The organism is Caballeronia sp. LjRoot31, from assembly GCF_964253885.1.
In the GTDB taxonomy this organism is placed as follows: domain Bacteria; phylum Pseudomonadota; class Gammaproteobacteria; order Burkholderiales; family Burkholderiaceae; genus Caballeronia.
Genome location: NZ_CAXURX020000001.1, coordinates 2,662,943 through 2,675,238, shown reverse-complemented (window position 1 = coordinate 2,675,238; position 12,296 = coordinate 2,662,943). Strand labels below are relative to the sequence as shown.

The following is a 12,296-nucleotide window of genomic DNA, read 5'->3' as shown; positions in this document are numbered from 1 at the left end:
CGGCGCCGTCTCTCCAGTTAGTTGGTCAACCCGTTACATCCAGGAGCAAAGCAATGTCGACTTCAGCTGTCAAACCGATCCCGGAAGGGATGCATACGATCACGCCTCACCTGGTTTGCAAGGGCGCATCGGACGCCATCGAGTTCTACAAGAAAGCATTCAACGCGGTCGAGCAAATGCGTCTGCCGACTCCCGACGGCACGGTGATGCACGCCATGCTGAGCATCGGCGATTCAACACTGATGCTGGCCGAGGAATTCCCGAATTGTCGTAGCGGACCGCTGACGCTGAAAGGCTCGCCGGTCACGCTGCATTTGTATGTGAAAGACGTCGATGCCGCCTTCGCGCAAGCCGTCGCCGCCGGTGCAAAAGTCACCATGCCCGTCGCCGATATGTTCTGGGGAGACCGCTATGGCCAGATCGAAGATCCGTTCGGTCATCACTGGTCGCTCGCAACTCATACCCGCGATCTCTCCGCCGATGAGATCCGCGAAGGCATGCCTAAGGGCATGCCGACGTAATTTCGGGCGAGTTCAACTGCAATAGGCAGCATGACGCCGCGTCTGAAGCGTCAGTCCGCGGCGTCATACCGGCCAGCACTTTTGTGGGTTAAGCGTGTTCGCTTAACCCACAAACCTCAGGAGTTTCCGTGCAGAAAATCTCTCCTTTTCTATGGTTCAACAACAACGCGGAGGAAGCCGCTCAGTTCTACACGAGCATCTTCAATCACTCGCGAATCCTGTCGGTGATGCGCTTCGGCGACGCGGGCCCGGGGCCGAAGGGCGCGGTCATGGGCATTGCATTCGAACTGGAAGGCCGGGAGTTCAAAGCGCTGAACGGCGGCCCGGTGTTCACCTTTACGCCTGCTATCTCGCTTTTCGTCGACTGCGAGACTCAGGAGGAAGTCGATAATTTGTGGGCCCGGCTCGGCGATGGCGGCGAACCGCAGCAGTGCGGCTGGATTAAAGACAAGTTCGGTGTGTCGTGGCAGATCGTGCCTGTGGCGCTCGGAAAAATGCTTCAGGACCCGGACGCGGAGAAATCGTCGCGCGTCATGCGCGCAATGATGGGCATGGTCAAGCTTGATATCGCGGGGCTCGAGCGGGTTTATCGGGGCGAGTGACCCGGGACCAAGCGGGGCGTCATGAGCGTTCTGTCGGCCGTCATTCGACAAATAACAAAAATGAATTTGGGATGATGCGCGTACGCCGGTACGATCGCGCGTTCCGCAGCCTCTGCAATTGCCCCCCGTCCCATGTCGATTTCCTTTGCGCCCGAGCCCGCCGTCGCGTCCGCATCCGCGTCAGCCGCCGCCGCGCGCCCCGTTATCCGCAGCGCAGCCGATGTCTCGCAGCTCGTCAATCGTGGCGCCGCGGTCGGCAGCGACGCGCGCATCGTTATTGCCATTGCGCTCGGTGGCGTGTTCCTCGACGCCTATGATCTCGGCGCGCTCGCGTTCGGGGTGAAGGACATTGCCCGCGAGTTTTCGCTCACGCCGGCCGCGACCGGTTTTGTCGCTTCAGCGATTACGTTCGGCGCGATCATCGGCGCGTTCCTGGGCGGGTATCTGACCGACAAGATCGGCCGGTATCGCGTTTTCATGGCCGACATGTTCTTCTTCGTGGTCGCCGCGATTGCGTGTGGACTCGCGCCCAATGCCTGGGTGCTCGGCGGGGCGCGTTTTGTCATGGGATTGGGCGTGGGCATCGATTTACCGGTCGCGATGGCTTTCCTCGCGGAGTTTTCGCGGCTGAACGGGCGCGGCAACAAGGCGGCGCGCATCGCGATGTGGTGCCCGACCTGGTACGCCGCGATCAGCGTGTCCTATTTGCTCGTGCTCGCGTTATACGCCGTATTGCCTGCCAGCCATTCCGGCTGGTTGTGGCGGCTGACGCTGGGTTTCGGCGCGCTGCCGGCGCTCGTGATCATTGCGATTCGTAGCCGATATATCAGCGAGTCACCGGTCTGGGCCGCGAATCAGGGCGACTTGCGTGGCGCGGCGCAGATCTTGAAGCGCTCGTACGGCCTTGATGTCGAGGTCGATCCGGCCGCGCTGCAAAGCGCCAAAAAGCCCGTGCATAAAGCGACATGGAGCAATTACGGCGCGTTGCTGCGCGGCGTGTACCTGCGGCGTACGGTGCTTGCAACTGTCATCGCGGTGGCTTCGTCGTTTGCGTACAACGCGGTCGCGTTCGGATTGCCGGTCATCATTTCCAGCTTCCTCGCGCAGTCGATGCTCACTACCATTCTCGCCGCGCTCGCGTTGAATCTGTGTTTTGCTTTCGTGGGGGGATTGATTGCCGTGCGGACGGTGCCGAAGGTCGGCGCGTGGAAGCTGACCGTGCTGGGTTACGCGTTCCAACTGGCGGCGTTGATCGGGCTGGCGGTGGTCGGCCGTCCTGCGGGCGTCGCGCAGGTCGCGCTTGCAATCGGGTTTCTCGCGGTTTTCCTGCTTGGGCAAGGCTTCGGTCCCGGTTCGCACAGCATGACGTTTGCATCGCTCAGTTATCCGACGTCGTTGCGTGGTGTGGGCGTGGGTTTCAATCAGACGCTGATGCGCGCGAGCTCAACCGTTTCGCTGTTCTTGTTCCCCGTGCTCTCGGCGGCGCTCGGCACCAAGGTCTTCTGGATTATCGCGATCGCGCCGCTTGCCGGTTTGATCGCGCTGCTGGCAATTCGGTGGGAACCGTCGGGCTATGACGTCGATGCCGAGGATTTCGATACGGCTTCCGTCACCGTCAAACACGCTTGATGGCGGCGCGGGGCAGGCGAATGTTTGCTTCGTCGCGTGCGGACTGCGCCAAACGCCGGTACGATCCCTCATGGCGAATTCCAACCGCAGCGGGTTTGATCGCTGCATTACTCCATGTCCATGAGGAACAAAATGATCGTTGAAATGCGTATTTATCACTGCGCGCCGGGTCGTCTGCCCGCATTGAACGACCGGTTCGCGAACATTACGCTCGGCTTTTTCAAGAAATACGGAATCGAACCGATCGGGTTCTGGACCACGCTGGCCGGTCCAAGCAACCACGCGCTGACGTACTTGCTGAAATGGGAAAGCCTGGCCGAGCGCGAAATCAAGTGGAACGCGTTCCAGGCCGACGCCGAGTGGATCGCCAAGCGTGCCGAGACCGAGGCGAAGGCGCCTATCGTCGAGCGGATTGAAAATCACTTTCTGTCGCCGACGGCTTATTCCGCTTTGCGTTGATGCCATGATGTAGCGATCAGCCCGGTTATCGGATTCGATAACCGGGCTTTTTTGTAACTGGCTCGCGAACGTGCGCTTCGTGAACGCAGGGCGCGCCTGGTGCGGCTCAAACCCCGGTTTCCATCTCTTAGCCTAGCGGTTTCAACAAAATCGCAAGGGCCTCACCGGCCGTGGCTATCGCAACGGCAGATTCGACCGGGTTCGTGTTGAAGAACGTCCACGGGCCGATATCGTCTCTGAACTGATTCCACGTTCCGATAAAACCGAGCGACAGAATCAGCCCGAAGAGCAGGCTGAATGCGATTGCCGCGGACAACCACTTGTTGTGATTAAAACTGTCCGGTGAAAACGCGAACACGCTCAGACAGAGCAACTGCACGGCAAGAACCACCAGTACTCCTGGATGGTATTGGATACCTTTGTATGTGAACGAACGCGACATGCGCGAGCGTTCATATCTGTTTCCCATGGCTCGTCCTCCTTGAGTCGTGGACTTCCGACCCGTTCATGGATCACTCTATAGCCGCGGCGCTCCCGTCAGGATACGCGGCGCGGCCCCGGCTGTCCGGCGCCAGGTCCCGGGCCGGGTCGGTGAGCGCGATGCGGTCGCTTTTAAGCACGTATGCTCTGACCGATGAGACCGCTGGCGGAACAGGCAGCGAGGGCGTCGTCAATCACGTCCGGGTGCGAGCCTGATCTGACTGTCAGCCCGCGTGGTGGTTCTTACACCTTTAAAACGTCTGCTCTGCAATCTGGTGCCGGTCGATGCGGTGCGTCCCCGGCAGCACGGCTATTGTGTCCCAGAGGGGGCTGCCGCGATCGTCGGGGGAAGGGGGCACCGCAGATCGCGGGGCAAAGCGCCTTTGTTACACGCGGGGCGGAACTGGCGCCAGCTTCGCCGCACTGTGGCTAAAGTTTTCCCAATTCTTGTCGTCATACAGAGCGCTACCTATTACACCGGAGACCGCAATGAAGTCGGTAAGCGCAGAAATCGACATGGTGGAAAAGACGCTGCATGAACTCGTTCGGCGGCCACGTTTGATTCGTGGCATCTACTGGTCTACGCACATAGAGTGCCTTCTGGCGCGCCCGGGACTCCGGGCTCAAGACAAAGTACGGCTAGCCGCTCTGCTCAACTTGATCAGCAGCGTAGCGCCAACCGTTGAGCTCTCCCAGGATTTACGAGTTGATGCTTTGATTGCGACCTGAGCCGGGACCGCTGCTGTCTACGAACTGACCTGATCGGCTCTGACTTCGGCTCTGACTCAAACGGTTCACGCGAATGCACTCGGAGTGGAGGAGTGCGTGAGCAAAGAAAAAAGGACTTAGCCCGTTAAGGCTAAGTCCTTGATTTCCCTACCACTATCTTGGTCGGGGCGACAAGATTTGAACTTGCGACCCCCTGCACCCCATGCAGGTACGCTACCAGGCTGCGCTACGCCCCGAAAGATCAAAAGTATATCAGAGACTCTTGGATTTTAGAACCTGCAGACTCATCTTCGAAGCAAAGCCCGTCAGTTTCACTCTTCCAGCGAGCAAATGGCGTTCATTCCGCCACCGCGCCGGATGCCGGAACTCGACTCCGCGGTTCGGGGCGGCGGCGCCAGGGCCTATAGCCTTATGGCTTGCAAACTCAAGCAAACTCAATACCGCAACTCGGACTGTGTGTACTCGGACGTATGGATGGTCACTGATGGCTCGACGGGGCTTCTCCTCGCGCGAAACCTCAAAGCCATCACAGCGGCAACGACGCAAGGAATTGCGTAAGCCACTGCGCGTTCGCCACAAGCGGACAACGACGATAGATCGATGTATCGCTCACGATCGGTCGTGGTAGCTGAAGCAAAAACGAAAGTCAGCGTGAAATCCAGCAGCATTGCCAGACCGCAGAAGCCAATGAAAATGAGCGCGCCGTTGAACACCGGCGCGCGGCGGCCGGCGTTCAACGTGTTGCAGACAAACACAAACGCCCCCAACAACGCGAAATTGAGGATCAACGGAAACCAGGGGAAATTCATCACACGCCCGCTCGGTGGTCTTGTTAGAAGGAAAGAGCCATCGATCGCCGGCTCCGGAGAGCCCAACGAGCGAAGTGGCGCGATCTTCACATGAGCGGTAGCGTGATTTGAATACGATTTATCCTAGTTTTCGAGGCGTCGGCGAAGATCCACGCGAGCGGGCGGGGGCAACCTGATGCGGCATGGAACGGTCGACGGAATCATCGGCGGCGAGTGCTGCCGAGATGAAATCGATGAAAGTACGCACCTTGGTCGTCATGTATTTGCGGCTCGTGTAGACGGCGTATACGCGCGGTGCGAACGTGGTGTAGTCGGGGAAAAGGCGCGTCAGAACGCCTGACGCCAGTTCCTGCGCCACGATCCATTCGGGAAAGTAGGCGAGGCCAATTCCAGCGCGCACGAGTTGCAGCATCATGGAGCTGTCGTTGGTCTTGAGTACGGCGCTGTTTTTCACCGTGAAAACGCCGTCGGGACCGGAGAACTCAACGGTGTCCACGCTGGTGTACGTCGGCAGAACGATTTCATAACGTTCGCTGAGTTCGCTGGGATGCCGCGGATAGCCCCGCCGCTTCAGATAGTCCGGCGAGCCCACGAGCACGAACGGCACTTTGCAAAGCGGTCGCACGATCATCGTGGGAGAAGGTTCTGACGTTGCCCGCAATGCCATGTCATAACCTTCTTCCACCAGATCGACGAAGCGGTTTTCCAGCCGCAGATCGATCAGTACGTCCGGATAACGCGCCCGATAGGCGACCAGGATATCGGCGAACTTCGCGGTCGCGAACCAGCCCGGCGCCGTGATCTTCAGCACGCCTCGCGGTTGATCGGTTTGCGACCCGACCGCGGCTTCGGCGGCCTGCAAAATATCCAGCGCTTCCCGGCACTGCTCGTAATAAACACTGCCGGCTTCCGTCAGGCTCAGATGACGCGTGGTCCTGTTCAGCAAGCGAACACCCAGTTGCCGTTCGAGATTGGCGACGTGCTTGCTGGTCATCGCGGTGGAAATATCCAGCCGCTCGGCGGCTTTGACAAAGCTGCCGGCTTCGACAACATCGCGGAATACTCGCAGGCTGGTTAATGCATCCATGACTCGGCATCCATGACACTTTCCTGGCAGGAAACAAAGTGCTCAGTTTAGCGGCGTTTGTCTTCATGCCGCGTTCATCGGCCTCCGCCTAGCCTCGTCTCGCCACCATCTCGGAAACGCGTTGTGCCGCGTCCAGCAGCGGGTCGAGAAATGCCTTCACCATCTGCTTCGCGTTTTTGCGCTGCGCATTGCCGCTGATATTCAACGCCGCGATCACGCGTCCCTGGCGGTCGCGGATGGGCGCGGACATCGAAATCAGGCCTTCTTCCAGTTCCTGGTCGACGATCGCCCAGCCTTGCTTGCGCACCACGGTCAGCGCGGCTTTCAGCGCGGTTTTATCGGTCAGCGTGCGGGGCGTGCGGGCTTCCAGCGGACTGGCATCGAGCACGGCGTCGAGTTGGTTTTCGTCGAGCGAGGCCAGCAGGACGCGTCCAAGCGATGTGCAGAACGCGGGCAAACGGCTGCCGATAGACAGGTTGATCGTAATGATCTTATGCGTGGGCACGCGTAGCACGTACACGATCTCCGTGCCGTTCAACACGGCGGCCGAACAACTCTCGTGCACCTGGCCGACCAGCTCTTCCATCACCGGTTCGGCCAGGTTCCAGAACGGCATCGATGTCAGGTAGGCAAAACCAAGGTCGAGGATTTTCGCGGTCAGCGTGAAATAACGCCCGTCGGCGTCGACGTAACCGAGCGCCTGAAGGGTAAGCAGAATGCGGCGCGCGCCCGCGCGGGTCAGCCCCGACGCGGCGGCGACCTCCGACAAGGTCTGCGCCGGACGCGTGGCATCGAAGGAGCGGATTACCGACAAACCGCGCGCAAACGACTGCACGTAAGCATCGCCGGGCCGCGAGGGAGAATCGGCTTCGGCAGGGGACGTGGTCATCGCTATTGGTCCTATGAATCGAGCACATTGCGAGTGCATCGGTACAAACCCGAGGATCATTGACAGCGCAACGAATGCGGGAATACCATGACGTTTGTTCGCTAAACGAATCGATGTTCGCACAGCGAACTTAAAAATGCAAGCGACGCCGGGCAAGATCAAGTCACCCGGCGCGCTTTGTTTCAGTTGCAATGCGGCTTCGATGCATTCGGCATTCGTCAAAGGAAGAGACGGCATGATCAACAAGATTTTCGACTCGCTGAGTTCAGCGGTGAAGGACGTTCAGGACGGCGCGACCGTGATGATCGGCGGGTTCGGCACGGCGGGCATGCCGTCGGAACTGATCGATGCGCTGATTGAACAGGGCGCACGCGAACTGACCATCGTGAACAACAATGCAGGCAATGGCGAGACGGGCCTCGCGGCGCTATTAAAAGCGAAACGCGTGCGCAAGATCATCTGCTCGTTTCCGCGTCAGAGCGATTCGCAAGTGTTCGACGGCTTGTATCGCGCGGGCGAACTCGAACTTGAACTCGTGCCGCAAGGCAATCTCGCTGAGCGCATTCGCGCGGCGGGCGCGGGCATTGGTGGATTTTTTACGCCGACGGCCTACGGCACGAAGCTGGCGGAAGGCAAGGAGACGCGTTTTATCGATGGCCGGCATTACGTGCTCGAAGCGCCGCTGCACGCCGATTTCGCGCTGATCAAGGCGTTCAAGGGCGATCGGTGGGGCAACCTGGTGTATCGGAAAACGGCACGAAACTTCGGCCCAATCATGGCGATGGCAGCGAAAACGGCCGTCGTGCAGGTATCGCAAGTCGTGCCGCTCGGCGGGTTGGACCCGGAAGATATCGTGACGCCAGGCATCTTCGTGCAGCGCGTGATTGAAGTGCCGCAAGCGGTGCACGCGGCAGAGCTGGCGGCAGAGACGGCAGCGGCGAAAGCGGCTTGAGCGAGTGCCGCTTAGCTGCAAGCCTTTTAGCCCAGCCGCAACAACGAATGCATCAAGCAAGGACATCGACATGAAAAAACTGACTCGTGACGAAATGGCGCAACGCGTCGCCCGTGACATTCAGGAAGGCGCGTATGTGAATCTCGGCATTGGCGTGCCGACGCTCGTCGCCAACCATCTCGCGGCGGATCGCGAAATCTTCCTGCATAGCGAAAACGGTCTGCTCGGCATGGGCCCGGCGCCGGAGAAGGGCGCGGAAGATGACGAACTGATCAACGCCGGCAAACAGCACGTGACGCTGCTCACCGGCGGCGCGTATTTCCACCACGCCGATTCGTTCGCGATGATGCGCGGCGGCCACCTCGATATCTGCGTGCTCGGCGCGTTCCAGGTGTCGGCCAAAGGCGATCTCGCGAACTGGCATACCGGCGCGCCCGACGCCATTCCGGCTGTCGGCGGCGCGATGGATCTGGCGATCGGCGCGAAGAAGGTCTACGTGATGATGGAACTGCTCACCAAGCAGGGCGAAAGCAAGCTGGTGCCCGAATGTTCCTATCCGGTGACGGGCGTGAATTGTGTGAACCGCGTGTATACGGATCACGGTGTATTCGACGTGACGCCGAATGGCTTCGTGGTGCGGGAAATTATCGAAGGGCTGTCGTTCGACGAATTGAAGAAACTGGCGCAGGTGCCGCTGACGTTTGAACCGCTCGAAGCGGCTACCACGCTCGAAGCGTAATCAACGCTTAATCAGGGAGATAGCATGAAAGAAGCTTTTATTTGCGACGCGATTCGCACGCCGGTCGGCCGTTACGGCGGCGCGTTGTCCTCAGTTCGTGCCGACGACCTCGGCGCCGTGCCGTTGCGCGCGTTGATGGAACGCAATAAGGACGTGGACTGGAACGCCGTCGACGATCTGATCTTCGGTTGCGCGAACCAGGCGGGCGAGGATAACCGCAACGTCGCGCGCATGTCTGCGCTGTTGGCCGGTTTGCCCGACGGCGTGTCCGGCTCGACGATCAACCGCTTGTGCGGATCGGGCATGGACGCAATCGGCGTGGCCGCGCGCGCGATCAAGTCGGGCGAAGCGGCGCTGATGATTGCGGGCGGCGTGGAAAGCATGAGCCGTGCGCCGTTCGTGCAGGGCAAGGCGACCACGGCATTTTCGCGTCAGGCAGAGATCTTCGATACGACCATCGGCTGGCGTTTCATCAATCCGCTGATGAAGAAGATGTACGGCGTGGATTCGATGCCGGAAACGGCCGAAAACGTCGCGACCGACTATAAGGTGAGCCGCGAAGATCAGGACGCGTTTGCTGTGCGCAGCCAGCAGAAAGCGTCGCGCGCTCAGAAGGATGGCTCGCTCGCGCAAGAGATCGTGCCGGTTTCCATCGCGCAAAAAAAGGGCGATCCGGTGCTGGTCTCGCAGGACGAACATCCGCGTGAAACGAGCATGGAAGCGCTCGCGAGATTGAAGGGCGTCGTGCGTCCGGATGGCACGGTGACGGCGGGCAATGCGTCGGGCGTGAACGATGGCGCGGCGGCTTTGCTTATCGCCGATGAAGACAGCGCCAAGCGTTTCGGCCTCGTGCCGCGTGCGCGCGTGTTGGGCATTGCAACCGCCGGCGTGCCGCCGCGCGTGATGGGCATTGGTCCGGCGCCGGCGTCGCAAAAGCTGATGAAGCGCCTGGGCATGACCATCGATCAATTCGATGTGATCGAGCTGAACGAGGCGTTTGCATCGCAAGGTCTGGCTGTGCTGCGCCTGCTCGGCATTGCCGACGACGATCCCCGCGTCAATCCGAACGGCGGCGCAATCGCCCTCGGCCATCCGCTCGGCATGAGCGGCGCGCGCCTGGTGACGACCGCGACGTATCAGTTGCATCGGACCGGCGGACGCTTTGCGCTGTGCACGATGTGTATCGGCGTGGGTCAAGGCATTGCGATCGCCATCGAGCGCGTGTGATGTCTGAGCCGACATTTTCGGCGGCGGGACGGCTGACGGACCTGATCTGCGGCACGCGCGAGATGAACGCCGTGTGGTCCGCGCGCCAGACCGTCCAGTCGATGCTGGATGTGGAGGCGGCGCTCGCGCGGGCATCGGCTGAGCATGGCGTGATTCCTTCTAGTGCAGTGGTGGCGATCGTGGCCGCTTGCAACGCTGATCTGATTGATCCTGACGCGTTGATGGCCGGCGCCGCATCCGGCGGCAATCTCGCGATTCCGCTGGTGAAGTTGCTGACCGCGGCGGTCAAGCTTAAAGATGCCGACGCCGCCAAGTACGTGCATTGGGGCGCGACGAGCCAGGACATTATCGATACCGGTACTGTCTTGCAACTGCGTTCCACGTTCGACTTATTGGACGCGGGTTTGAACGAGGCTTGCGACGCGCTCGCCAGTCAGGCGCAGACATATCGGACGACGCCGGCAATCGGCAGGACCTGGCTTCAGCAGGCGTTACCGATCACGCTCGGTCTTAAATTCGCTCAATGGCTCGATGCGTTGACGCGGCATCGCGAGCGTCTTGCGCAGTGCCGTTTGCGCGTGCTCGCGCTGCAATTCGGCGGCGCGGCGGGCACGTTGGCGAGCCTGCGGGACAAGGCGCCGTTGGTCGCCCAATCACTCGCCGATGACCTCGGCCTGCAACGTCCTTCGTTGCCATGGCATACCCAACGCGATCGCATAGCGGAAGCGGCGGCCTGTTTCGGCATGCTGACCGGTACGCTCGGGAAAATCGCCCGCGATATCTCGCTGCAAATGCAGACGGAAGTCGGCGAACTGGCCGAGCCGGCCGCAGCGGGCAAGGGCGGTTCATCGACGATGCCGCACAAGCGCAACCCCGTGGGCTGCGCTGCTGTTTTAACGGCTGCCATGCGCGCGCCGAATCTGGTTGCGACCGTGTTCAGCGGCATGGTTCAGGAGCATGAACGGGCGCTCGGCGGCTGGCAGGCCGAATGGGAAGCGCTGCCCGATCTTGCCCGCCTCACGGGCGGCGCACTCGCGCAGATCACGGCGATTGTCCTGGATATCGAAGTGAACAGCGAGCGGCTCGCAGCCAATCTGGATCTCACGCATGGACTGATTCTCGGCGAAGCGGTGATGCTCGCGCTCGGCGACCGAATTGGCCGACTCGACGCGCACACGCTCGTGGAACGGGCGTCGAAGCAAGCCGTGGCAACGGGCGCGACCCTTTACGACGTGCTCGCGAACGACGCGCGTGTCGCGCAACATCTCTCTCTTGTCCAACTGCAAGCCCTGCTCGATCCGGCGAACTACGTGGGTCAGGCGCATGCTTTTGTCGATGCCGCGCTGCGCGTGCATCGGCTCCCTTCATCCAGGAGTCTTCCGTAATGCCTTTTGCCGCCGTCAACGGTATTCAACTCTTCTATCGCATCGACGCCACCGCCGGGAGCGATGCACCCTGGCTCGTGTTGTCGAATTCGCTCGGCGCCGACGTCTCGATGTGGGCACCGCAAGTCGAAACGCTCGCCGCGAAATATCGCGTGTTGCGTTACGACACGCGCGGTCACGGCCGTTCGGACGCGCCCAAGGGTCCGTACACACTCGCCCAACTCGTGGGGGATGTGATCGGTTTGCTCGACACGCTCGGCATCGAGCGCGCGCACTATTGCGGCCTTTCGATGGGCGGGCTGACCGGCATCGCGCTCGCCGCACGCCACCCGGAGCGCTTCGCGCGCGTGGTGCTGTCGAATACGGCGGCGCTGATTGGCTCGGACGCGGTATGGACGCCCCGGGCGGCGAAGGCCCGCGAGGAGGGCGGCATGCCTGCATTGGCCGATGCCGTCCTGCCGCGCTGGTTCACGGCTGGCTTCATGGCGGCGCACCCGCTTTTGCTGTCAGGTATTCGCGACGTGTTCCGCCACACTTCCGGCGAAGGTTACGCGTCGAATTGCGAGGCGATCCGCGACGCCGATGCACGTGAAGAAGCGAAGACCATCAAGGTGCCGGTGCTGGTTATTTCGGGCACGCATGACCAGTCCACGACCGCTGCGCAAGGGCGCGAACTGGCCGGGTACATTGCGGGCGCGCGTTATGTCGAACTCGATGCCGCGCACTTGTCGAATATCGAGCAGGCGGACGTCTACACTAAAACGTTGCTGGATTTCCTGGGAGCCTGA

At 60.9% G+C, this 12,296-nt stretch carries 14 protein-coding genes and 1 tRNA gene; 10 read left to right on the top strand and 5 right to left on the bottom strand.

Features of this window, described 5'->3' with window-relative positions; all coding sequences use genetic code 11:
- Nucleotides 1-53 precede the first annotated feature (53 nt).
- The 4 genes from ACSQ8V_RS11775 (at nt 54) to ACSQ8V_RS11760 (ending at nt 3,211) form a co-directional block, all read left to right on the top strand.
- Complete coding sequence (locus ACSQ8V_RS11775) at nt 54-521, top strand: VOC family protein (protein WP_436205822.1); 468 nt, start codon at nt 54-56, stop codon at nt 519-521.
- A gap of 128 nt (nt 522-649) precedes the next feature.
- Nucleotides 650-1,123 carry a VOC family protein gene (locus tag ACSQ8V_RS11770; RefSeq protein ID WP_213761692.1) on the top strand — a complete coding sequence of 158 codons (474 nt, stop codon included), beginning with the start codon at nt 650-652 and terminating at the stop codon, nt 1,121-1,123.
- A gap of 132 nt (nt 1,124-1,255) precedes the next feature.
- Nucleotides 1,256-2,752 carry an MFS transporter gene (locus ACSQ8V_RS11765; protein WP_436205821.1) on the top strand — a complete coding sequence of 499 codons (1,497 nt, stop codon included), beginning with the start codon at nt 1,256-1,258 and terminating at the stop codon, nt 2,750-2,752.
- Between the two features lie 132 nt (nt 2,753-2,884).
- Nucleotides 2,885-3,211 (top strand): NIPSNAP family protein, encoded by a 327-nt coding sequence (locus ACSQ8V_RS11760; RefSeq protein ID WP_213761690.1) that lies wholly within the window; start codon nt 2,885-2,887, stop codon nt 3,209-3,211.
- 127 nt (nt 3,212-3,338) lie between these two features.
- Here the strand turns inward: ACSQ8V_RS11760 and ACSQ8V_RS11755 are convergent, their stop codons facing one another.
- Entirely contained in the window at nt 3,339-3,680 is a 342-nt protein-coding gene (locus ACSQ8V_RS11755; protein ID WP_255631102.1) for a hypothetical protein, read from the bottom strand.
- A gap of 500 nt (nt 3,681-4,180) precedes the next feature.
- Between ACSQ8V_RS11755 and ACSQ8V_RS11750 the strand changes: the two genes are divergently transcribed.
- A complete protein-coding gene (locus ACSQ8V_RS11750; RefSeq protein ID WP_436182036.1) occupies nt 4,181-4,420 on the top strand; it encodes a hypothetical protein in 240 nt (79 codons plus the stop codon).
- A gap of 159 nt (nt 4,421-4,579) precedes the next feature.
- Here the strand turns inward: ACSQ8V_RS11750 and ACSQ8V_RS11745 are convergent.
- The 4 genes from ACSQ8V_RS11745 to ACSQ8V_RS11730 all read right to left on the bottom strand — a co-directional run bounded on the left by ACSQ8V_RS11745 (nt 4,580) and on the right by ACSQ8V_RS11730 (nt 7,205).
- Nucleotides 4,580-4,656 (bottom strand) — tRNA-Pro (locus ACSQ8V_RS11745).
- 198 nt (nt 4,657-4,854) lie between these two features.
- The gene (locus ACSQ8V_RS11740) at nt 4,855-5,229 is read right to left on the bottom strand and encodes a hypothetical protein (RefSeq protein ID WP_436182035.1); all 375 of its coding nucleotides are present in this window, start codon (nt 5,227-5,229) and stop codon (nt 4,855-4,857) included.
- A 118-nt stretch (nt 5,230-5,347) separates the two neighbouring features.
- Nucleotides 5,348-6,316 (bottom strand): LysR family transcriptional regulator, encoded by a 969-nt coding sequence (locus tag ACSQ8V_RS11735; RefSeq protein ID WP_436205820.1) that lies wholly within the window; start codon nt 6,314-6,316, stop codon nt 5,348-5,350.
- Between the two features lie 88 nt (nt 6,317-6,404).
- Nucleotides 6,405-7,205 carry an IclR family transcriptional regulator gene (locus ACSQ8V_RS11730; protein WP_436182033.1) on the bottom strand — a complete coding sequence of 267 codons (801 nt, stop codon included), beginning with the start codon at nt 7,203-7,205 and terminating at the stop codon, nt 6,405-6,407.
- A 235-nt stretch (nt 7,206-7,440) separates the two neighbouring features.
- Between ACSQ8V_RS11730 and ACSQ8V_RS11725 the strand changes: the two genes are divergently transcribed.
- From ACSQ8V_RS11725 to pcaD, 5 genes are all read left to right on the top strand, one after another.
- Nucleotides 7,441-8,157, top strand: coding sequence for a 3-oxoacid CoA-transferase subunit A (locus tag ACSQ8V_RS11725; RefSeq protein WP_213761685.1), 717 nt, complete (start codon nt 7,441-7,443; stop codon nt 8,155-8,157).
- A gap of 70 nt (nt 8,158-8,227) precedes the next feature.
- Nucleotides 8,228-8,896 (top strand): 3-oxoacid CoA-transferase subunit B, encoded by a 669-nt coding sequence (locus ACSQ8V_RS11720; RefSeq protein ID WP_436205819.1) that lies wholly within the window; start codon nt 8,228-8,230, stop codon nt 8,894-8,896.
- 24 nt (nt 8,897-8,920) lie between these two features.
- Nucleotides 8,921-10,123 (top strand): 3-oxoadipyl-CoA thiolase, encoded by a 1,203-nt coding sequence (gene pcaF / locus ACSQ8V_RS11715; protein ID WP_436205818.1) that lies wholly within the window; start codon nt 8,921-8,923, stop codon nt 10,121-10,123.
- Entirely contained in the window at nt 10,123-11,508 is a 1,386-nt protein-coding gene (locus ACSQ8V_RS11710) for a 3-carboxy-cis,cis-muconate cycloisomerase (protein WP_436205817.1), read from the top strand. Before pcaF ends, ACSQ8V_RS11710 begins: the two co-directional genes overlap by 1 nt.
- Nucleotides 11,508-12,296, top strand: a complete 789-nt coding sequence (pcaD, locus tag ACSQ8V_RS11705; RefSeq protein ID WP_436205816.1) for a 3-oxoadipate enol-lactonase — start codon at nt 11,508-11,510, stop codon at nt 12,294-12,296. Before ACSQ8V_RS11710 ends, pcaD begins: the two co-directional genes overlap by 1 nt.